Source organism: Bradyrhizobium sp. UFLA01-814 (genome assembly GCF_046718885.1).
GTDB lineage: Bacteria > Pseudomonadota > Alphaproteobacteria > Rhizobiales > Xanthobacteraceae > Bradyrhizobium > Bradyrhizobium elkanii.
Genome location: NZ_JAQOSR010000049.1, coordinates 1 through 20780, shown reverse-complemented (window position 1 = coordinate 20780; position 20780 = coordinate 1). Strand labels below are relative to the sequence as shown.

The following is a 20780-nucleotide window of genomic DNA, read 5'->3' as shown; positions in this document are numbered from 1 at the left end:
CCCTCACTGCAGCTTGCACTTCGTTTCAGGCCGGTCAACACCGAGCGTGTCGAGCTCGGAGACCTGATGCAGGAAACCTTCCTGCGGCGAGACCGAAACGACCATACGACCATCGGCCAGCAGGATCGGCTGACGGAGCTGCAGATTCCAGTCGCGCAGGGTCAATCGCGTGCCCTTGAAGGCGGCGATCGAGAAATCCTTGCCCCTGAGGAAGGCGACGACCGTTCTGGGATCGCCCGAATTGGTGCGGGACGTGGCTTCCCCGATCATGCGCGCAGCGGTCCAGGCCTGCATGTCGAGTGCCGTCATGCGGCGCATGTTCAGCTTGACGAAGCGGTTCTGGATCTGGACCGCGCCCCATTGGTCGTGCGCGGCGTCCCAGCTGGTCGGCACCAGGCCCGCCGAGCCCGCCACGGGACGCGGGTCCCAGGTCCGGTAGGGCAGATAGTTCGCGAACACCTGGCTCTCGTCGGCGGCGACCAGCACGTCGTAGGCCGGCGCCTGCTGCGTGAACACCGGCATCTGACGCTGGATCAGCGTCACGCCAGAATCGGTGCGGCGCGCGCCGCCGGTGTCCTCGAATGTCCGTTCCTGCACGATCTTGGCGCCGAAGCGCGTGGCGGCGCGGCGCAGCGCGTCGGCGTAGAGCTTGTCCTGATCATGCGAGCCAGTCACCAGCAGCCAGCGCTTCCACTGCTTCCACACCAGGTATTGGCCGAGCGCGTCCGCCAGCATCGAGCGGGTCGGTGCGACATGGATGACGTTGGCGCGGCAGTCCTGCTCGCGCAGCCGATCGTCGATCGCGCCGGCATTCAGCAGCACGGTGCCGCGGTCGCGTAGCGCGTCGGCGACCTTGAGCAGGGCGTCGGCGGGCAGGTCGGTGATGATATAGTCGTTGCGGCCGGCGAGATCGGTCGCAACCTTGGCGACATCGTCGCTGTCCTTGACCTTCACTTCATCAAGTACGAAGCGTTGGTTGAGGAATTTGCCGGTCGTATTGTTGTCCTCGATCGCAAGGCGTGCGCCGGCGATGCCGTCATTGTCGGCCGGCTGTTCGAGCAGCGAAAGCGTCGATTTGATGCCGGCATGGCCGAGATAGCCGATATGGATTTCGACGGGATCAGCCGCCAGCGCGCCGGTCGCTACCATGCTGAGCGCGATCGTGCCGATCAGCCATCGCAACATAACTCCTCCCGTAGTCTTTCTTCATTCGGCATTGGCATTTTCGAGAAGCTACCGCTTTTCTGGCCATGCGTTGATATGCAAGATGCCGGAATTGGCCCGGCTTGCAACCCCGCTTTTTGTCGTTGCGTGGTACCAAATTTGGATTGGTTCACAATCATGAGATCAGCGTTCGTCTTCGTCGTAGCTTTACTGCTGATGTCTGCGGCGGCGGGCGCCGAACCGCCCAAGCTCGCGGTGTTCGACCTCGAGATGATCGACACTAGCCTTCAAGGGGAGGTGGAAGGGCTGCGTGCCGACGAACAGGCGCGGCTGCTCCGGACCGGCGATCAGGTGCGCAAGGAGCTTGCGGAATCAGGCAGGTTCCTCGTGCTCGATATCGCACCCGTCAATGCTGCGGCGCACGGCAGCAATCTTCAGGCCTGCGGCGGATGCGACGTGAAGCTGGCCGGCGAACTCGGCGCCGATCTCGCGATGACGGGCGTCGTGCAGAAGGTCTCCAACCTGATCCTCAACATCAATCTCTATCTGCGCGACGTGCATAGCGGGCAGTTGGTGGCGGCAGCGAGCGCCGACATGCGCGGCAACACCGATGAATCCTGGTCGCGTGCCACCGATTACCTCGTGCGCAACCGCCTGCTCGCGCCGAATTACGGCGCGCCGCAGGCACGATGAGCGACGGGCGTTTGGATGATTTCGGAATATTAGAATAGTAACCCTGAGTTGCCTGACGTGTCAACTCGTCTGGTTGAACGCCGCCGGCTACTTTGCATGGGGTTGTTTTCGATATTTTGGTATCACGCCGCCTTGGCTGGGGAAAGCATCACGCCTTCAGCCGCGCGGCGTGCCACTGCAGATGATCGGCCATGAAGGTCGAGATGAAGTAATAGCTGTGGTCGTAGCCCGGCTGACGCCGCAGGGTGAGGGGGATGTTGGCTTTCTCGCAGGCGGCCTTCAGCAATTCGGGCCGCAGCTGTTCGGTGAGAAAGCCGTCGGCATCGCCGTAATCGACCAGCAGATCGGAGAAGCGGGCGCCGTCCTCGATCAGCGCTACCGCGTCGTGCTTTCGCCACGCCTGCTTGTTGCTGCCGAGATAGCCGCCGAGCGCCTTGTTGCCCCATGGCACCTGCGACGGCGCCACGATCGGCGCAAAAGCACTCGCCGCCCGATAACGATCGGGATAGCGCAGCGCCACCGTCAGCGCGCCATGGCCGCCCATGGAGTGGCCAAGGATCGACTGCCGCATCGTGTCGACCGGGAACTGCTCGGCGATCAGCTTCGGCAATTCCTCGGTGACGTAGCTCCACATCCGGTAGTTGGTCGCGAACGGCTGCTCTGTCGCATCGACATAGAAGCCCGCGCCTAGCCCGAAATCGTATGAATTGGCGGGATCGCCGGGGACGCCTTCGCCGCGCGGACTGGTGTCGGGTGCGACGAAGATCAGGCCGAGCTCGGCGCATGCCTGGCGGAATTCGCCCTTCTCGGTGACGTTGGCGTGGGTGCAAGTCAGGCCCGACAGATAGGTGACGACGGGCAGCTTGGTGCCGGCCGCATGGTCAGGGACGAACACCGAGAAGGTCATGTCGGTCTTGGTCTCGCGGCTCGGATGCCGATAGACGCCTTGCGTGCCGCCATGCGACTTGTTCTGGGAAACCGTCTGCATTGTCGTATTCCTCTTGGTTTGAGCGCTGCGTCAGGCGACGCCGCTCTCGATCGCCAGCCGCACCAGCTCTGCCGAAGTGCGAACGCCAAGCTTCTGGCGCATGATCGATGACGTGTTTGCGACCGTCTTGTATGACGAATGCACCAGCCAGGCGATCTCCGACAGGCTCTTGCCTGAACTGAGCAGGCGCAGGATCTCCATCTCGCGCGAAGTGAGCTTGGAGAGTGGATTTTGCGCAAAACCCGGCCGCGCAAACGCCACGTTGCGCGCGATCGCCGGCGGCAGATAGACGCCGCCATTGCCGACCTCGCGCACCGCTTCCACCAGATCGTTGGGATCGCCGGTCTTCGAAACGTAGCCCTTGGCGCCGATGTCGATGGCGCGGGCGGCGAACACCGGGTCGTCGTTCATGCTGAACATGATGAGGCGCGCAGATGCATCATGCGTCAGGATGCGTCGCGCCAGCTCGAAGCCGGAGACCGTCGGCAGGTTGATGTCGATCACGCAGAGATCGGGCTTTTCCGCGACGAACGCCCGCTCGCCGCTTTCGGCATCGGCGGCTTCCAGCAACGTGATCTCGGGATCGTCGGCAAACACCGTGCGGCAGCCGGAGGCAACGATGGGATGATCGTCAACGATCAGAATGCGCATGGCGTTGTTCCGGCGACCTGCTTCGATTCACTCGTCATCACATCGGTTTGCGCGAAGGACAGGTCGGTTCCGACCGGTTGTGCACCTCGTGCGAGATTGCGATAGGGTGCGATTAGATAGCCGGGCAAATTTGGCTGTCAACGATCCTCTCGGAGGAGGGATCGCGGTCGGGGGCAACGTCATGTGGCAAAAGCTATCCTTGCGCGCGCGGATCAACCTGCTGCTGGCGCTGATCCTGGCGCTTGGCCTCGGCATCAATATTGCGCGGCTCGTGCTGGAAGCGGGACCGCGTGTCCAGGCCGAGGACCAGAGCGTGATCCGCCTGGCGCGCGAGTTCGTTGCGACGATTGTGGCCGGTCTCGACGAGGCGCCGGATCCCGATGCGAGGCTCGACCAGATCGTCCAGGATCTGAGCCGGCTGCGTCATGTCAGCATCACGCGGCAGCATGGCGCGGCCGCAAAATCTCCTGATCGCCCCGAGGACGCCGGCGATCCGCGCGCTCCGCCGCAGTGGTTCGTCGCGCTGGTCCATCCCGAGCAGACTTCGGTGCGGGTGCCGATCTCGGTGCACGGCAAGCCGCAATCGCTGGTCATCACCTCGCATCCCGACGACGAAATCGCCGAGATCTGGGACGGCATCGTCACCCAGCTCGAGGTCGGCTCCGCAATCGCAGTCGCGCTGCTTCTGGTCACCATGCTGGTGGTCGGCCGCGCGCTGGCGCCGCTGGAGGCATTGTCGCAGGCCATGACCGGCATCGAGGCCGGGGACTACGATGCACGCGTCGAGCCCGGCGGATCGCCGGAATTGGCCGCGATCTGTGCCAAACTGAACCATTTGGCGGCGACCCTTGGCGACGCCGTGGAGGGCAAGCGGCAGCTCGCCGAGCGCGCGGTCTCGGTGCAGGATTCCGAACGCAAGGAGATCGCGCGCGAATTGCACGATGAGTTCGGGCCCTATCTGTTTGCCCTGCGCGCGCATGCCGGCGCGCTGACCCGGCTGTCGGAAGTCGAACGGCCGGACCCTGCGGCATTGCGCAAGCACGGCAACGCCATCCTCGAGCAGGTCAACGCGCTCCAGCAGTTCACGCGCCGGATTCTGGAGCGATTGCGGCCGGTCGGACTGGCCGAGCTCGGGCTTGCGGAAGCGCTCGGCGCGCTGGTTCGGCTATGGAGCGAAACCCACCCGGAGGTGGAGATCGAGAGCCGCATCTCGCCGGCGCTCGGCGATACCGGCGAGATGGCCGACCTCACGATCTATCGCATCGTCCAGGAAGCGCTCACCAACGTGTTCCGCCATGCTGGCGCAACGGCGGTCGATATCACGATCGAACCGGCGGAACGGCAGGCAGGCCTCCGCGGCAGCCGCGACTGTGCGCTGGTGCGGGTTCGTGACAACGGCCGCGGCCTGCTGAGGGATCACAGGCTTGGTCGCGGTTTGACCGGGATGCAGGAGCGGATCCTCGCGCTCGGCGGCACGCTTAACATCAGTTCCAGCGATGACGGCGTGACGGTCGAGGCGCTCGTGCCAAAGGCCGCACGGTCCTAGACGATTGGCAGTCGCCAGTATCTGAAAGCCGCCCAAGCCAGCGCCGCTGCGCCGGCGATCCAGAGCACGACGATCGCGATCATTCCCGCCCGGCTGGTCGGACGCTGCAAGACGGCGCTCGCCTTGGCACGGCATTCCGTCATCACCTCGTCCGGCACGAGCGAGATCGCGAGCCAGATGCCGAGCGGCAGCAGGATCAGATCGTCGAGATAGCCGATCACCGGAATGAAATCCGGGATCAGATCGATGGGAGACAGTGCATAGGCCGCAACGGCGACGGCAAGGGCCTTGGCATACCAGGGCACACGCGGATCACGCGATGCGAGATACAACGCAACGCTGTCCCGTTTGAGGTTGCGTGCCCAAACCTTGATCGAGGACAGCTTGATTGGGGAAAGTGCGGACGGCATGGCTCAACGCCTGCACGTCGGCTGGAACCGCTATTCCAGCACCACATCGGCCGGCATACCGCCGTGCAGGCCCTTGTGGACGGAGGAGGGCGCGATGCCGAAATACTTCCGGAAGACGCGGCTGAAATGCGACGAGCTCGAGAAGCCCCAGGAGAACGCGACGTCCGTGATGGTCTTGCCGTTCTGGGACTCCAGCTCCTGCCGGCAATTCTGCAGCCTGGCTTTCCAGATGTAGTCGCTGACCGTCATGCCGCGATCACTGAACAGCATGTGCAGATAGCGCTTCGAACAGCCGAGCGCCGCCGAAATGCGGTCGATGCAGAGGTCCGGATCGCGTAGATGCTCGCGAATGAAGCCCTGGGCCCGCACGTACGTAGCCTCGGCGCTGCCGCGGTCGAACATGGCGCCGGTCTCGCGCAGCGGCAACAGCAGCAAGTCGATCAGCGCATCGGCCACGCCGACGGCGTTGACCGGCGTCAGCGTCGGTGCCTCGCCGAAGGCGGCATGGACGAAATCATAGGCGATGCGGCCGGTGCCGTTGCGCGCCGACAGCTTGCACGGTGCCATCTTGGAGAGCTGGAAGCCGCGCTCCTTGAGCAGGTCCTTTGGAACGATGACAACCTCGTGCCGCGTCAGCGACGGGCTGATGATGGTGTGCGGACACGACACGTCGTAGGCGAAGCAGTCGCCCGGCATGATGTCGAAGTGCAGGCCGTCCTGCTCGAAATGCGAGACGCCGTGGGTCTGGAACACGATCTTGATGTAGGGGTGCTCGCTCAGCTTGATGCGCGAGATGGTGTGCGCGATGCGGTGCTGGCTTGCCTCGATCTGGCACAGCTTCAATCGCGATACTGTCGTGAAATTGACCCGGGCTTCGAGCGAGGATCCTTCCAGCGCATCGACGTCGAACTGGCCGCAAAGGTCAGTGAGCGCATCCGACCAGCGCTGGATCTGCCGCTTGGGCGTCAATCCGTTCGTGCTGAGAGAATGGACTGTATCGGACATCTTTCCAGCCACCGATTCGATCCCCACGTGACTGCTCACCGAGCTTAAGTCTGGCCCGGGATGATGCGCCTTCTCCCTGATTCTGAATAGCTTAGGGAGGCGGCGGGATTTCTTCCCGGTTAATGTCGGGTGATCCTCCGACTTAGTTCTGGGCTCGTCAAGCGCAACCTTAGCACGCGTCAATCTGGCATCCGGATCGCGCCGGCCGCGATTGATGCCCTGCAACATGAAGCAAGCTTTCCAGCTAATTCAGGGCCGGTCGACAAAAATCTGACGAAGCTTCGCTTTTGAGCAAACGGCTCTTCTCTTTTGGGCAAGTCAGCGTGCTTCGAGAGGACTACGACTGGGGTACCAAAATGGAAGAAGTGGGGCCGTTTCGGCGGAAACCCTTGAGTTCTTGAACCTGGGAGGAAATCCACGATGCGCAAGATGCTTTACGCGACCGGCCTTGGGGCAATGGCGGTATTTGCCGTCGGAGCTGCCAACGCCAATGACGAACTCCACAAGATGTCGCAGAACCCGAAAGACTGGGTGATGCCGGCCGGGGACTACGCCAATCAGCGTTACTCCAAGCTGAATCAGATCAACGCCTCGAACGTCGGAAAGTTGCAAGTCGCCTGGACGTTCTCGACCGGCGTGCTGCGCGGCCACGAGGGCGGCCCGCTGATCATCGGCAACATCATGTACGTCCACACCCCGTTCCCAAACAAGGTCTATGCTCTTGACCTTTCGCAGGACAACAAGATCGTCTGGAAGTACGAACCGAAGCAGGATCCGAACGTCATTCCGGTGATGTGCTGCGACACGGTCAACCGCGGCGTTGCCTATGGCGACGGCAAGATCTTCCTGCACCAGGCCGACACCACGCTGGTTGCGCTCGATGCCAAGACCGGCAAGGTGGAATGGACGGTGAAGAACGGCGATCCCAGCAAGGGCTCGACCGGCACCTCCGCGCCGCTGGTGGTCAAGGACAAGGTGCTGCTCGGCATTTCCGGCGGTGAGTTCGGCGTCCAGGCTCATGTGACCGCTTACGACATCAAGACCGGCAAGCAGGTCTGGCGCGGCTACTCGGAAGGTCCGGATGACCAGCTTCTGGTCGACGACAAGACCACCGAGCTTGGCAAGCCGATCGGCAAGGATTCGAGCCTGAAGACTTGGCAGGGCGATCAATGGAAGATCGGCGGCGGCGCGACCTGGGGCTGGATCTCCTATGATCCCGAACTGAACCTCGTCTATTACGGGTCGGGCAATCCCTCGACCTGGAATCCGAAGCAGCGTCCCGGCGACAACAAGTGGTCGATGACGATCTGGGCGCGTAACCCGGATACCGGCGTTGCCAAGTGGGTCTACCAGATGACGCCCCATGACGAATGGGACTATGACGGCGTCAACGAGATGATCCTCTCGGATCAGTCGATCGACGGCAAGGCGCGCAAGCTGCTGACCCACTTCGACCGTAACGGCCTCGGCTACACCCTCGATCGCACCACCGGCGAACTGCTGGTCGCCGAGAAGTACGATCCGAAGGTGAACTGGACCTCCGGCGTCGACATGAAGAAGGACTCGCCGACCTATGGTCGTCCGAAGGTTCTTGATGCCGCGTCGACCGACAAGGCCGGTGAGGACGTCAACGTCAAGGGCATCTGCCCGGCCGCGCTCGGCTCGAAGGACGAGCAGCCGGCAGCCTACTCGCCGGACACGCAACTGTTCTACGTGCCGACCAACCACGTCTGCATGGACTACGAGCCGTTCAAGGTGAGCTACACCGCAGGTCAGCCCTATGTCGGCGCGACGCTGTCGATGTATCCGCCTCCCGGTGAGACCAACATGGGCAACTTCATCGCCTGGGACGGCAAGACCGGCAAGATCGTGTGGTCGAACAAGGAGCAGTTCTCGGTCTGGTCGGGTGCGCTCGCGACCGCCGGCGGCGTGGTGTTCTACGGCACGCTGGAAGGCTACCTGAAGGCTGTCGATGCCAAGACGGGCAAGGAGCTCTACAAGTTCAAGACCCCGTCCGGCATCATCGGCAACGTCACCACCTATGAGCATGCCGGCAAGCAGTACGTCGCCATTCTGTCGGGTGTTGGCGGTTGGGCAGGCATCGGCCTTGCGGCCGGTCTGACTGATCCGACGGCCGGTCTCGGCGCAGTCGGCGGCTATGCCGCGCTGAGCAACTACACCGCGCTCGGCGGAACGCTCACCGTGTTCTCGCTGCCGCAGCAGTGAGCTGAGCAACCTCGTTCCGGCGCATGGGCGATCTCCATGCGCCGGTCCGTCTTCAATCTGCACGCGAGGATATGCTTTTGCGTAAGATCTGGTTTGTGAGTGCTGCGATCTTTGTCGTGGCAATGGGTGGAGTCGCCTCCGCCGAGGACGCTGGCGACCCGACCGCCGTCAAGTCCGAGGACGGCAAGTATCTCGACAAGGATGGAAACCCGACGTTCAAGGTCGCGCCTGACGGCACGACGGACTGGTACACCTACTCCGGCTACCGCCGCTATCATTCGGAGTGCCACGTCTGCCACGGTCCCGACGGAATGGGATCGACCTACGCTCCGGCGCTGGCGAATTCGCTGAAGACCATGACCTATCCGGATTTCATGGGCGTGGTCGCGAGCGGGCGCAAGAACGTCTCGACGGCGCAGGAAAACGTCATGCCGGCATTCGGCGATAACCCGAACGTTGCCTGCTACATGGACGACCTCTATGTCTACCTGCGCGCCCGCGCCAATGATGCGGTTGGGCGTGTTCGGCCGGCCAAGCACGAAGACAAGTCGGAAGCCTATGGAAAGGCGGAAGACGCCTGCATGGGTCACGACGACAAGAAGTGAGCGTGTCCGGCGCGAATGAGAAACCTGTTTGATGTTTTGTGGAGACCAAGATGAAGACCCGCGCCGCAGTCGCATTTGAAGCAAAGAAGCCGCTTGAGATCGTCGAACTCGATCTGGAGGGCCCCAAGGCCGGCGAGGTCCTGGTCGAGATCAAGGCGACGGGCATCTGTCACACCGATGCCTATACGCTCGACGGCTTCGATAGCGAGGGCATCTTTCCCTCGATCCTCGGGCACGAAGGTGCTGGCATCGTTCGCGAGGTCGGCGCCGGCGTGACGTCGGTCAAGCCGGGCGATCATGTGATCCCGCTCTACACGCCGGAATGCCGGCAGTGCAAAAGCTGCCTGAGCCAGAAGACCAATCTCTGCACCGCGATCCGCGCCACCCAGGGCAAGGGCGTGATGCCCGACGGCACCTCGCGGTTCAGCTACAAGGGCAAGACGGTCTTCCACTATATGGGCTGCTCGACCTTCTCGAACTTCACCGTGCTGCCCGAGATCGCGGTGGCCAAGATTCGCGAGGACGCGCCGTTCGACAAGAGCTGCTACATCGGCTGCGGCGTCACCACCGGTGTCGGCGCGGTCGTCAACACCGCCAAGGTGACGCCGGGCTCCAACGTGGTCGTGTTCGGCCTCGGCGGCATCGGCCTTAACGTGATCCAGGGCGCCAAGATGGTCGGTGCCGACAAGATCATCGGCGTCGATATCAATGACTCCAAGGAAGCCTGGGGCAAACAGTTCGGCATGACGCATTTCGTCAACCCGACCAAGGTGTCGGGCGACATCGTGCAGCACCTGGTTGGGCTCACCGATGGTGGCGCCGACTACACCTTTGACTGCACCGGCAATACCAACGTGATGCGGCAGGCGCTGGAAGCCTGTCATCGCGGCTGGGGCGTCTCGGTGGTGATCGGCGTCGCGGAATCCGGCAAGGAGATCGCGACCCGGCCGTTCCAGCTCGTCACCGGACGGGTCTGGAAGGGCACCGCGTTCGGCGGCGCGCGCGGCCGCACCGACGTGCCGAAGATCGTCGACTGGTACATGGACAGAAAGATCCAGATCGATCCGATGATCACCCACGTGCTGAAACTCGACGAGATCAACAAGGGCTTCGACCTGATGCACGAGGGAAAATCGATCCGTTCGGTCGTCGTATTCTGAAATCAAAACACCAAGCACTAGGAGGATAGGTCAATGACTGTTCATATCCACCCGTCGGTCGACAATGGCGTCAAGCAAGGCTCCGGCAGTTTTGCCGGCGGCACGCTGGTCTGCAAATGCGCGGACAAGCCGGTCAAGGTCGGCATCAAGGGCGACGTCGCCCACAACCATGCCTGCGGCTGCACCAAGTGCTGGAAGCCCTCGGGCGCCACCTTCTCGGTGGTCGCGGTGGTTCCGCGCGAGAACGTCACCGTGCTGGAGAACGGCGACAAGCTGAAGATCGTTGACGCTGCGGCGGTGATCCAGCGCCATGCCTGCACCGGATGCGGCACCCATATGTACGGCCGGATCGAGAACAAGGGCCATCCGTTCTATGGCCTCGACTTCATCCATCCCGAGCTGTTCCAGGAGTCCGGCTCGGCTGCGCCCGGATTTGCCGCCTTCGTGTCATCGGTGATCGAGTCCGGCGTCAAACCGTCCGATATGGCCGGGATCAGGTCGCGGCTCAAGGAGCTTGGGCTCGAGCCCTATGATTGCCTGTCGCCGCCGCTGATGGATGCGATCGCCACCCACGTGGCGAAGTCCAAAGCGGCCTGACGACGGCACCGTGACAAGGGCGGCCTGACCGGCTCGCCTTGACGAGATCCTGCGCCGGCAGAGGATCTGCCGGCGAGGGATATGCTGGTAGTACCCGTGACCTTGAACCTTGCATGCCCTGCGGACGACCACAGGGCATGCATTTTATTTTCCGCCTTGCCCTCGTCATTTCCCCGATCCTGCTGCTTTCGCCGGCCCGCGCCGCGTCGCCGGAAGACCGCTATATCGCCGCGCGTGACGCCGCGATCGCCAAATTCGCCAAGCTGTCGAGCGACAACAAGATCAACGAGGCCGTCGACAAGGCTGAGGCGGCCGCGCGCGACGAACTGAAGGGGCAGCTGACGGCCATCCTGTCCCAGCCCGCCCGGCCGGGCTTTGCTCCCGCCCAGCTCAACCTCGATACTCTATATAAGGGCGACATGGGGTTCGGCATGCTGGACGGCCTGCGCTTCGATGCCGAGACCGGCAGGGACGGGGCAAAGATCGGAGAAAAGCGCGCCGACGGCAGCTTCGTCGAGCCGAAAGCCCATATCATCGTCACCACCGAGCCTCTGTTCACGCGCTGGCTGCACGAACACAAGACGTGGTGGGACAAGGGCAGCAAGAACGTGCCGCAGCAGGTCGATGCTGCGCTGAAGTTCGAGGGCCTCTACACCCAGGCGATCTCGACCGATGCCGCGGTGGTCAATTTCGACGAGCTGCCGATCGCCAAGCCGGAGTCCGTCGCGCTGGCTTACGGCTTCCTGGCCGGCCGCACCCAGGATTCGTTCCCCGACAAGGCCGACGAGGTGTTCGTGGCGGCGCTCGCCGGCGGCAAGATGTATGTCGCCTATGGCGAGATCGAGCCGGCGGTGCAAGCGCCGGCCTGCACCGCGATCCGCACCGACTACAACAAGAAGGCCGACGCAGCGGCCGACAAGCTCCAGCGCAAGCAGATCACGAAGCAGGCCTATGACAAGCTCGGCGACCTGCGTCAGCAGGGCGAGGACGCGTTCAAGCGCTGCTTCACCGAGCGCGCGCCGCAACAGCCGGCCTTCGCCGCGGCCACCAAGCAGGCCCAGGCGCTGCTCGACGCGGCGATCGGCAAATAGCTCAGCGAGCTATTCCCACTCGCCGAACAGCCATAACGCCCACGTCACCTGCATGATCGGCCAGGCAGCAAATACGGCACTCAACAGCCAATTGGGCAGCGCCTTCCGACCTCGGCGCACGTTCACGAGGGAGGCTACCCCAAATGGAACCAGCAGAAGAAATGTCGGTGCGAAAAGCACGCCATAGGAGATGACGAGCGACGCGTGACCGGTAACGCCTGTCTCCAGGATGGATTGCAGCACGAAGAAGTAGGTGACGAGGAGCACGGGCGCAAACAGGGCGGACGTGACTGCCGGTGAAAACTCGGTCGAATCGATTCCGGGTTTTTTCACCCATCTCCTGATCATGATCCAGGCGGACAAGAATGCGATGACCAGCGGCAATCCCAACTTCAACACCGCATCTTGCCTGTCATGGATGCTGATCAGATAGCTTACCACCACGCGCTCCATCTCCTGCGACATCAGCGCTTCGATCGCGTTTGATGTCGATCCATCGCAGCTGCTGTCTTAGCAAGATCGCGGTGCCGATAATGGATATTGTCGTGCAGACTTCGCGGTTTGTCGTGCAGGCGAGGTTTGCGGCGTGGGGTTTGATCGGCGACCCGCGCCAGCCTATCTTTCCCTGAAAGTTCAGCATCCCCGGGGAGACGCCATGACCGCCATCAGCCCGTTCCGCATCGCCGTCAGCGACGATGTCCTCGAGGATCTGCGCGGCCGGCTGCGCCGGACCCGCTGGCCGGAAGCCGAGCTGGTCGACGACTGGAGCCAGGGCGCGCCGCTGCGCTGGATCAAGGACATCTGCCACTATTGGGCCGAGACCTATGACTGGCGGCAGCGCGAGGCGCGGCTCAACCGCTTCAGTCAGTTCACCACCGAAATCGACGGGCTCGACATCCACTTCATCCATGTCCGCTCGAAGCATCCGGAGGCGCGGCCCTTGATCATCACCCATGGCTGGCCGGGATCGATGGTCGAATTCCACAAGGTGATAGAGCCGCTGACCGATCCTGTGGCGCATGGCGGCCGTGCTGCCGATGCCTTCCACGTGGTGTGCCCGTCACTGCCGGGTTTCGGCTTCTCGGCCAAGCCTATAGCGACGGGCTGGGGCGTCGACCGGATCGCGACGGCCTGGGCCGTCCTGATGCAGCGGCTCGGCTACGCCAGCTATTTCGCGCAAGGCGGCGACTGGGGCTCCGCGGTCACGACTGCGATCGGCGGGCAGGATGCTGCACATTGCGCCGGCATTCACATCACGCTTGCGATGTCGACCCGGCCCAATGTCGAGGGGCAGCCGACGCCGGAGGAGACGAGGGCGCTCAACGGCATCAAATATTATGCCGACTGGGATTCCGGCTATTCCAAGCAGCAGTCCACGCGGCCGCAGACGCTCGGCTATGGCCTGACGGATTCGCCCAGCGGGCAGGCGGCCTGGATTCTCGAAAAGTTCTGGGCCTGGACCGATTGCGACGGCCATCCGGAAAACATCCTCAGCCGCGACGAACTGCTCGACAACGTCATGCTGTACTGGGTCACCGCAACGGCCGCGTCGTCGGCGCGGCTCTATTGGGAAAGTTTTGGGCCGGGCAAGCGAACCCCGCACAAGGTGAGCGTGCCGACCGGCGTTGCCGCGTTCCCCAAGGAGATCGTCACGCCGGTCCGCAAATGGATGGAGACGAACTTCAGCAACATCCAGCACTGGAGCGAGATGCCGAAAGGCGGACATTTCTCGGCATTCGAGCAGCCCGAGCTGTTCATCGGCGAGGTGCGCGAATTCTTCGGCAAGCTGCGCTGAAGCATGATCCGGAAAAGTGCGAAGCGGTTTTCCGAACAGATCATGCTCAAGCAAGCTGCGGCACGCCTCGAGACCGCTGTAACCATCCGCTCTCGATCGCCTCAGCCTCCCGATCAAGGCCCTGGCGAAACCTCCAGGTAAGCATGGTGTCAACGACGCAACCCACCAGGGCCGGGAGCGCGTATGTTGGTCTGAAGCGGTTTGTGACAGAATGCGCCGTGCAACGGAGGACGTCGGCGTGCTGCTTGATCCCCGCCACGGCGACTTTGAGGACAATGCCGCCAGCCCGGAACAGCGTTCGTTGTTGGCGATCGTGGGTAGCCTTCTGGTTGAGATAAGCCCGGCGAAACTGTTGTTCGCCTGGACGATTTCGCTTCTGCTTCCGGGCGTGCTGCTCGGCCTTGCGCCACTGGTCGCGTCTGCCTGGATTTCGAGCCTTTCGCAGCACGCCCTTGCCCTGTCCGAAGTGGGCGCCGTGCTGGCGCTGGTTGTGATCGCGGCGTTGGGATGGCTCGGCGGACGACCGCTGTTACAAGTCGCGGAAACAAGCTTCTGGTCACTGAACGCGCTCGCGGTCCAACCGAGTTATGCCTTCACACGCGAGGCGCTGGGCCATCTGGCGGAGCTGCTCTGGCGCACCGGCCCAACTCCTGCCTCTCGCACTACGCTGCGGCGCAGGTGCTCGGTCGGCGCCGGCATACTGCTCTCTGTGGGGGCGGCATCGATCGCGGCCCTGGCCTGGCCTGCTTCGCAATGGACCGCGACCATCAATGACCTGGTTCTGATCCATCGTCTTGTGCTGCCAACCTTCGCGAACGCCGTGGTGCTGGTGTCCTGCTATCTTGCGATCGCATCACTGGCCTGGAGCGTGGCCGACGCCAGTACGGAACAACCGGCCGACCTGGCCGGATTCGACGCGGCGCCGTCCGGAGCGCGCTGCTGGCGCGTTGCGCATCTGTCCGATCTCCACGTGGTCGGCGAGCGATACGGCTTCCGCATCGAAAGCGGGACCGCCGGTCCGCGGGGAAACGAACGCTTCAATCGCGTGTTGGCTCGCCTTGCCGAAATTCATACCATTGATCCGCTCGACCATGTGCTGATCAGCGGCGACATGACGGACGCCGGCCGGCCCGGCGAATGGGCGGAATTTCTCGATGCATTGGCAGGTCATCCCGAGCTCGCAGCACGCATCATCATGCTTCCGGGCAATCATGATGTTAACGTCGTGGATCGTGCCAATCCTGCGCGCCTCGACCTGCCGTTCAGCCCAGGCAAGCGGCTCCGGCAGATGCGTACCCTGTCGGCGATTGCGGCCGTTCAGGGCGATCGCATGCGCGTCATCGACGGTTACGGCAAACCGTCGGCCACGTTGAACCAGGCGCTGGCCCCTTATCATGATCGGATAACGCAATTTGCGCAGCACGGGGGCGTGCGCCGCGCGGCGGCGCTCCGCGGCCTGTTCGATGATCAATTCCCAATGATCCTACCGCCGGACCAGGACGGTGGCCTCGGGATCGCCATTCTCAACTCCAACGCCGAAACCCACTTCTCCTTCACCAACGCGCTCGGTTTGGTTTCGGAAGCGCAAACGGGGCGGTTGGAGGCTGCGATCCGTCATTTCCCGACGGCATGCTGGACCATCGCGCTCCATCATCACTTGATGGAATATCCCATGCCGGTGAAGACATTTGCCGAGCGCATCGGGACGGCCTTGATCAACGGCAGCTGGTTTGTACGCAGGTTGCAAAGGTTTTCCGATCGCTCGGTGGTGATGCACGGTCACCGGCATATCGATTGGATCGGTACGTGTGGTGCGTCGAAGGTCGTCTCGGCCCCGTCGCCGGTGATGGGAGCTGACGATGCAGTCAGTTATTTTTATATCCACAGAATGATGGTCGGCCCGGACCGGAAGCTCTGCCTCGCCGAGCCCGAGCGGGTTGAGATTGCCAGAAGCTAGGACGCTTCCGGCTTATCTTCGTGCGATCCGCCGAACAGATCAGCGATCCAGGCGGCCGACGGACTCTCGGCACAGAACGTCAGAATAGCGAGCGTGATCGGCACGCCGATGAAGGTCCCGAACAGGCCCCAAAGCGAGCTCCAGAAGAAGATCGCAAACAGCACCAGGAACGGCGAGATCGACAATGTCGAGCCGGCCACCCGCGGTTCGATATAGCTGCCTACCACGAACTGGATGACGTTGAGACAGGCGAACACACCAAACACCGCGGGCCAGCTCTCGAACTGCGTCATAGCCAGCAGCGTGGGGAACAGCGTCGCGATGAAAGGGCCGACGAAAGGAATGTAGTTGAGGACAAAGGCGATCACGCCCCATTCGAATGCGAATGGCAGTCCGGTCACGGCGGCGAACAGGCCGACCAAGAGACCCGTGACCGCGCTCATCTGCGTCCGCACCAGCATATATTTGCGAAACTTGGCGGCCGTCGCTTTGCTGCCCTTGAGCAGGACGCGCGCAGCGGTGCGATTCTCCAACCGCTGGATTCGTCGACCAGCTCCTTCGACCTCGAGAAGTCCCAGCACGACATAGACCAGCGCGACGAGCCAGAAACTCAACGTGGTATTGACGCGGCCGGTGACGTATTGCGTGGTGCGCAGCAGCCAGCCGACATTAAAATGCTCCGCCCAAAGGCCGGCGAACGAGACGCCATGGCCGTCGAGCCAGATCACCGCGGTATCGTAGAAGGCTTGATACCGCGCCGCATCTGTAATCAATGATCGCCCGACGCGACCGAACCCCCACGCCGCCAGCGAGGCAAATGCGACGCAGGTTGCGGTCGTAACGACGACGGTAACCGCGAGCGCGAGGAGTTTCGGAATCCACGACTGGAGCCGTTGCTGAACGGGCCAGACGATCGCGATGATGAACAGGGCGGCCGCAAGCGGGGCGAGCACGCTGCGCGCCTGAGCCACCGCCGCAATGAGCAGCACCGCGGCGATGATGCCGGTCGTGATCTTCAACCCGCCCGCCATCCTTGAATTGTCCGACCTCCGTGAACGCAGAGATTGTCAGTCTGTCTCGTAGCGCGACAAGACCGGAAAGGGACTTGCGGCGCAGCTACAGCAATCCTCGATAGATTCCCGGCGCGGAGCCTTCGATGGCTACGGCGCCGACGGCCTTCGAATAGAATTCTGCCGGCCCGACGCCGCCGATGATGGCATAGCCAAAGCCCTGGTGTTTCATGTCCTCGAGGCAGGCGAACAGCAGCGCCTTGCCGATTCCGCCCTGCTGCGCCTTCGGCGCAACACCGGTCGGGCCGAAGAAGTTGCGACATGCCGCGTCGTGGCAGGCAAATCCCACGATCTTCTTTTGCTGGATCGCGATGAAGCAGGAAACCGGTTGGCGGCTGAATGCGACCTCGGCTTCGCTGGCCCACGCCTCGCTGAATGTCTCCCGCACCCAGGCCACGACCTTGTGCTTTTCAGGCGCGAGCGCGCGGCGCATCGCAATTCCGGCCTTGAGCAATCGATCATAGGCGGGCCGGGAATCGGGCAGGGCGTAGAGCTTGACGAGCATGTCCATCCGGCGAGCTTAGTTGAAAACGCGTCCCGCGGGCAAATCACGGGAGCAAGGTGACGGCGCCGGACTACCATTTGCGTTGTCGCTTGTTCGCGGTCGTCCTGACTTCACGTGCAATTGCCCAGAAATACCCGCTGCAGAATGCAACAATCGCGACAATTACACCGGCAGCGATCAGCTCTTGCATATCAGCGGTTCTCCAAGTATTCGTACCTCGAGTACGTGGGAATTATACCCACAAATATGCCGACGAAAAGGCAGGTCGGTTTCGGGACGTAACGTGGCGGAGCGAATGCAATGGTGACGGTCAGCGCAGCAGACAGGCGTTTTCGGGCGATCGTCGTTCTCGTCGTCATGGCCGGCGTCGGTGCGGCGCAAGCCGCCCGAACTCCCGATGTGTCGGATGCCAGTGGGAGCACCGCCTCCATGCCGATCGACACACGGAGCCAGACGTCCGCGATGGATGGCGTGGTCCGCGCCGTCCAGCTTCCCAAGGGCGCTTCCGCGATCAGCGAGACCTACGGAGACTGGATCGTCAAATGCCAGCTCGACGGCGGGGCCAAGCTGTGTACCCTCGGGCAGACACAGCTCGCCAAGGAAACCAATCAGCAATCTTCGCCATCGAACTGATTCCCAGGGACGGAAAGGCCGAAGGCAACATATTGATGCCGTTCGGGCTGAAGTTCGACGCCGGCGCCGTCCTCAGGCTGGACGGCAAGGATCTGGAGCAGACGCGCTTTTCCACCTGCACGGCGCAAGGCTGCCTGCTGCCGGTATCCTTTCCCACGGTCGTGACCGACACCATCAGCAGGGCCAAAACGCTCACCGTTGCCGCCCAGAACATCAGCAACGGGCAGGCGGTCGTCTTTAACGTCCCTCTCAACGGCTTCGCCGCGGCGCTGGAGCGCACCATTCAACTCGGAAGCTGACACGCGCAGGTCTCGCGCTGCGAGGCCGCGGGGCCGAACTTCAGTCGCGCGGCGGGTGCAGGGTGGGCGCTATGCGGCGACCCGATCGCGACGGCTGGCGGCAGCACTCCGGGCCTCCATCGCCTTGACCGAGTTTTCGAACGCTTTCTCCAAGACGCCTCTGCCGACGGTGCGGAGCACGAGACCGACGATCCATCCCTTCAGGTTCTTGCCGTCGCGCACCACGACCACGTCGATGTCGGTGCTGCCATCGGGTCGGCGCGTGAAGTGGTAGATGTGGCCCGACGCTCCGCCCCACACATTGGAATCGGCCGTTGTCAGGACGACATGGTCGGGATCTGACCAGTCGTAGTGCAGGCGTTCCCAGATGCCGCCCGAGCCTTCCGTCACGTCGGCATGCAGAGGTCCGCGATCATGCACCTTGAGATCGGCGTCGGCACTGTTGGCGAAGAGCTTCGAGCGGCCCGGCCCGAAGTCGGTGAGGCCGGCTACGTACTGCTCGGGCGTCAGGCTCGTCGTGCGATGAAGGCGGATCGTGGACATCTGTGGCTCCTGCACTGGTAATCGAAAGGCACCGGCGGCGTCGGAACTAGTTGGAGAGTGCGCCCGACTTGCGCAGGGTCAGGCTGTCGCCGTTGCGGCTGATCTCCAGTGCGGCCGCCTGGTTCGGCGTCGAGAGCAGGGCACGCTGACCGGGTGACAGCACCGACACGAAGCGGACCGGCGTTCCGGCATCGCCCTGTGCGAGTGTGGTCACGACGCGATATCCATCAGGCTCGACCGTGTAGTAGACGACGCCGGACAGATCGCCGAGATGGATGCTTCGGCCTTCGATTGGTCTGAGCGGGCTTGCGTGCGTGGCTCCCAGTGAGGCCAGGGTGAAGGCGGCGGCGAGAATTGTGCTGCGGATCGACATGAGATCCTCCATTGGCTTGAGGGTGTTGACCTGGGCGGCGGGCGATGGCCCGTCCGCCCCTTGCCGCAAGAGATGGTCAGGCTATGATCATCGATCAAACAGATAGGATCGATAATGGCCATCGATACCGTCAATTTAGGTCGTATCGACTTGAATCTGCTGGTTCATCTCGATGCCCTGCTGACCGAACGGAGCGTGACAAGGGCAGCCGCCTGCGTCGGGATTGGCCAATCCGCGATGAGTCACAACCTTGCCCGCCTGCGCGAGCTGTTCGATGACGAGCTTCTGACGCGAGGGGCTGACGGCATGCGTCTCACCCCGCGTGCAGCAACCCTGCGCGAGCCGGTGCGCACCGCGCTCGCACATGTCGAGGCGGTGGTCCTGCGCGATCAGACCTTCGACCCGGCCACGGCAGTGCGGACGTTCAGGCTCGGACTATCGGACAGTATGGAAATCCTGATCATGCCCGTTCTCCTGGCGCGCATGCGCGAGATCGCACCCGGCGTTCACTTCCGGCTCTACAACGTCGATGCGTCCCGGCTGCTCGATGACCTCGACGCCGACGAGTTGGACCTCGCCGTCGCCCACGGGCCGCTCCCGCAGGGACAATTGCATCACAAGCGGCGCACGCTGCTGACCGAGCGCTTCGTGTGCATGTTCAATGCCGAGAAGACCGGTATCCCGCCGCCGATCTCGCTTGAGGATTACGTGCGGCTTCCGCATGTGCTGACCAGCCTGCGGCCGGCGCGCAGCGTGCGCGGAATTGTGGACGAAGCGCTCGACAAGCTGGGACTGCAGCGTACCGTTGCGTTGACCACGCCGCGCTTCCTTACCGTCCCGCATCTGGTGGCGCTTGCGCCCGTTATCGTCACCATGGGAGCGCGCCTGGCCACGCGGTTCTCCGCCGAGCTCGGGCTCAGCCTCAGCCCGCCGCCGGTGGAGCTGAGCGAGATGCCGGTGACGTTGCTGTGGCACGCCTCCTACGATCACGATCCAGCCCATGCCTGGTTGCGAAACCAGGTGGCCCAGCTGGCAGCCGAAATGTGAGGGGCGCGTCTTGGGCGGCGGCGCGTTGGTGCGAATCGTTCGCGCTGTTCGGCGAAGAGGTGATCCCGCAATTGCGGCGGGCGCAGATCAATTGACCTGCGAAAAATCACCCCGACGGCCAAATCGCGCGATCGGCACCCGGCTTTCCTTGCGCCCTCTTCAACGAGAGGGCGAGACGAAGAGCGGAACTCAGACAAATCATGTTGTGAAAATGCGGATGTTTGACTCGCAGGCGACACCACACGCGGCGTCGTCCCGGCGAAGGCCGGGACCCATTACCACGAATGCGAATTGTTGCCCGACGCTGGGGCCACAGTCTGCTCTCAACAACGCAACCCTGTGGTTATGGGTCCCTGTGTCTTGGAAGTCTGTCAGGATGAGGGTGGGCGGGAAGCCGTTGGGTCCTTGGCGCTTGACGCCGT

Annotated in this window: 22 protein-coding genes; 12 read left to right on the top strand and 10 right to left on the bottom strand. The window is 63.0% G+C overall.

Features of this window, described 5'->3' with window-relative positions; all coding sequences use genetic code 11:
* Window positions 1–3: 3 nt before the first annotated feature.
* Window positions 4–1185 carry an ABC transporter substrate-binding protein gene (locus tag PMN64_RS17080; protein WP_411781449.1) on the bottom strand — a complete coding sequence of 394 codons (1182 nt, stop codon included), beginning with the start codon at window positions 1183–1185 and terminating at the stop codon, window positions 4–6.
* Between the two features lie 156 nt (window positions 1186–1341).
* On the opposite strand from PMN64_RS17080, the gene PMN64_RS17075 reads away from it, so the two are divergent.
* Window positions 1342–1857, top strand: coding sequence for a DUF3280 domain-containing protein (locus PMN64_RS17075; RefSeq protein ID WP_411781448.1), 516 nt, complete (start codon window positions 1342–1344; stop codon window positions 1855–1857).
* Between the two features lie 148 nt (window positions 1858–2005).
* Here PMN64_RS17075 and fghA read toward each other — a convergent pair whose 3' ends face one another.
* Window positions 2006–2845 carry an S-formylglutathione hydrolase gene (gene fghA, locus PMN64_RS17070; protein ID WP_411781447.1) on the bottom strand — a complete coding sequence of 280 codons (840 nt, stop codon included), beginning with the start codon at window positions 2843–2845 and terminating at the stop codon, window positions 2006–2008.
* Window positions 2846–2875: 30 nt separating this feature from the next.
* Entirely contained in the window at window positions 2876–3496 is a 621-nt protein-coding gene (locus PMN64_RS17065; RefSeq protein ID WP_016847801.1) for a response regulator transcription factor, read from the bottom strand.
* A gap of 181 nt (window positions 3497–3677) precedes the next feature.
* On the opposite strand from PMN64_RS17065, the gene PMN64_RS17060 reads away from it, so the two are divergent.
* Window positions 3678–5042, top strand: coding sequence for a histidine kinase (locus tag PMN64_RS17060; RefSeq protein WP_411781446.1), 1365 nt, complete (start codon window positions 3678–3680; stop codon window positions 5040–5042).
* Here the strand turns inward: PMN64_RS17060 and PMN64_RS17055 are convergent.
* Both PMN64_RS17055 and PMN64_RS17050 read right to left on the bottom strand, forming a co-directional pair.
* The gene (locus PMN64_RS17055) at window positions 5039–5452 is read right to left on the bottom strand and encodes a YkvA family protein (protein ID WP_304496311.1); all 414 of its coding nucleotides are present in this window, start codon (window positions 5450–5452) and stop codon (window positions 5039–5041) included. The genes PMN64_RS17060 and PMN64_RS17055 overlap by 4 nt on opposite strands.
* 30 nt (window positions 5453–5482) lie before the next feature.
* Window positions 5483–6457, bottom strand: a complete 975-nt coding sequence (locus tag PMN64_RS17050; RefSeq protein WP_016847804.1) for a helix-turn-helix domain-containing protein — start codon at window positions 6455–6457, stop codon at window positions 5483–5485.
* A gap of 420 nt (window positions 6458–6877) precedes the next feature.
* Between PMN64_RS17050 and xoxF5 the strand changes: the two genes are divergently transcribed.
* From xoxF5 to PMN64_RS17025, 5 genes are all read left to right on the top strand, one after another.
* Entirely contained in the window at window positions 6878–8683 is a 1806-nt protein-coding gene (xoxF5, locus tag PMN64_RS17045; protein ID WP_304496310.1) for a lanthanide-dependent methanol dehydrogenase XoxF5, read from the top strand.
* Window positions 8684–8805: 122 nt separating this feature from the next.
* Window positions 8806–9288 carry a c-type cytochrome, methanol metabolism-related gene (locus PMN64_RS17040; protein ID WP_411781466.1) on the top strand — a complete coding sequence of 161 codons (483 nt, stop codon included), beginning with the start codon at window positions 8806–8808 and terminating at the stop codon, window positions 9286–9288.
* A 50-nt stretch (window positions 9289–9338) separates the two neighbouring features.
* Window positions 9339–10448 (top strand): S-(hydroxymethyl)glutathione dehydrogenase/class III alcohol dehydrogenase, encoded by a 1110-nt coding sequence (locus PMN64_RS17035; protein WP_411781445.1) that lies wholly within the window; start codon window positions 9339–9341, stop codon window positions 10446–10448.
* A 33-nt stretch (window positions 10449–10481) separates the two neighbouring features.
* Complete coding sequence (gfa, locus tag PMN64_RS17030) at window positions 10482–11045, top strand: S-(hydroxymethyl)glutathione synthase (protein WP_018272871.1); 564 nt, start codon at window positions 10482–10484, stop codon at window positions 11043–11045.
* 137 nt (window positions 11046–11182) lie between these two features.
* Window positions 11183–12136, top strand: a complete 954-nt coding sequence (locus PMN64_RS17025) for a hypothetical protein (RefSeq protein ID WP_411781444.1) — start codon at window positions 11183–11185, stop codon at window positions 12134–12136.
* A gap of 9 nt (window positions 12137–12145) precedes the next feature.
* On the opposite strand, the gene PMN64_RS17020 is transcribed toward PMN64_RS17025, so the two are convergent.
* Entirely contained in the window at window positions 12146–12601 is a 456-nt protein-coding gene (locus PMN64_RS17020; protein ID WP_304496308.1) for a hypothetical protein, read from the bottom strand.
* A gap of 190 nt (window positions 12602–12791) precedes the next feature.
* Between PMN64_RS17020 and PMN64_RS17015 the strand changes: the two genes are divergently transcribed.
* Together PMN64_RS17015 and PMN64_RS17010 are read left to right on the top strand one after the other, a co-directional pair.
* Window positions 12792–13931: an epoxide hydrolase family protein gene (locus tag PMN64_RS17015; RefSeq protein WP_411781443.1), complete on the top strand. Its 1140-nt coding sequence runs from the start codon at window positions 12792–12794 to the stop codon at window positions 13929–13931.
* A 238-nt stretch (window positions 13932–14169) separates the two neighbouring features.
* Entirely contained in the window at window positions 14170–15888 is a 1719-nt protein-coding gene (locus PMN64_RS17010) for a metallophosphoesterase family protein (RefSeq protein ID WP_369525534.1), read from the top strand.
* Here PMN64_RS17010 and PMN64_RS17005 read toward each other — a convergent pair.
* Both PMN64_RS17005 and PMN64_RS17000 read right to left on the bottom strand, forming a co-directional pair.
* The gene (locus PMN64_RS17005) at window positions 15885–16919 is read right to left on the bottom strand and encodes an AI-2E family transporter (protein WP_304496305.1); all 1035 of its coding nucleotides are present in this window, start codon (window positions 16917–16919) and stop codon (window positions 15885–15887) included. The two genes, PMN64_RS17010 and PMN64_RS17005, sit on opposite strands and share 4 nt — an antisense overlap.
* An 85-nt stretch (window positions 16920–17004) precedes the next feature.
* Window positions 17005–17469 carry a GNAT family N-acetyltransferase gene (locus PMN64_RS17000; RefSeq protein WP_069275393.1) on the bottom strand — a complete coding sequence of 155 codons (465 nt, stop codon included), beginning with the start codon at window positions 17467–17469 and terminating at the stop codon, window positions 17005–17007.
* A 294-nt stretch (window positions 17470–17763) separates the two neighbouring features.
* Between PMN64_RS17000 and PMN64_RS16995 the strand changes: the two genes are divergently transcribed.
* Together PMN64_RS16995 and PMN64_RS16990 are read left to right on the top strand one after the other, a co-directional pair.
* Window positions 17764–18096: a hypothetical protein gene (locus PMN64_RS16995; RefSeq protein ID WP_411781442.1), complete on the top strand. Its 333-nt coding sequence runs from the start codon at window positions 17764–17766 to the stop codon at window positions 18094–18096.
* Window positions 18006–18395 (top strand): invasion associated locus B family protein, encoded by a 390-nt coding sequence (locus PMN64_RS16990; RefSeq protein ID WP_411781441.1) that lies wholly within the window; start codon window positions 18006–18008, stop codon window positions 18393–18395. The genes PMN64_RS16995 and PMN64_RS16990 overlap by 91 nt, the downstream gene beginning before the upstream one ends.
* 69 nt (window positions 18396–18464) lie before the next feature.
* Here the strand turns inward: PMN64_RS16990 and PMN64_RS16985 are convergent, their stop codons facing one another.
* Together PMN64_RS16985 and PMN64_RS16980 are read right to left on the bottom strand one after the other, a co-directional pair.
* Entirely contained in the window at window positions 18465–18938 is a 474-nt protein-coding gene (locus PMN64_RS16985; RefSeq protein WP_304496303.1) for a hypothetical protein, read from the bottom strand.
* Window positions 18939–18984: 46 nt separating this feature from the next.
* Window positions 18985–19311 carry a hypothetical protein gene (locus tag PMN64_RS16980; protein ID WP_304496302.1) on the bottom strand — a complete coding sequence of 109 codons (327 nt, stop codon included), beginning with the start codon at window positions 19309–19311 and terminating at the stop codon, window positions 18985–18987.
* A gap of 114 nt (window positions 19312–19425) precedes the next feature.
* Between PMN64_RS16980 and PMN64_RS16975 the strand changes: the two genes are divergently transcribed.
* The gene (locus PMN64_RS16975; protein ID WP_411781440.1) at window positions 19426–20358 is read left to right on the top strand and encodes a LysR family transcriptional regulator; all 933 of its coding nucleotides are present in this window, start codon (window positions 19426–19428) and stop codon (window positions 20356–20358) included.
* Window positions 20359–20780: the final 422 nt, after the last annotated feature.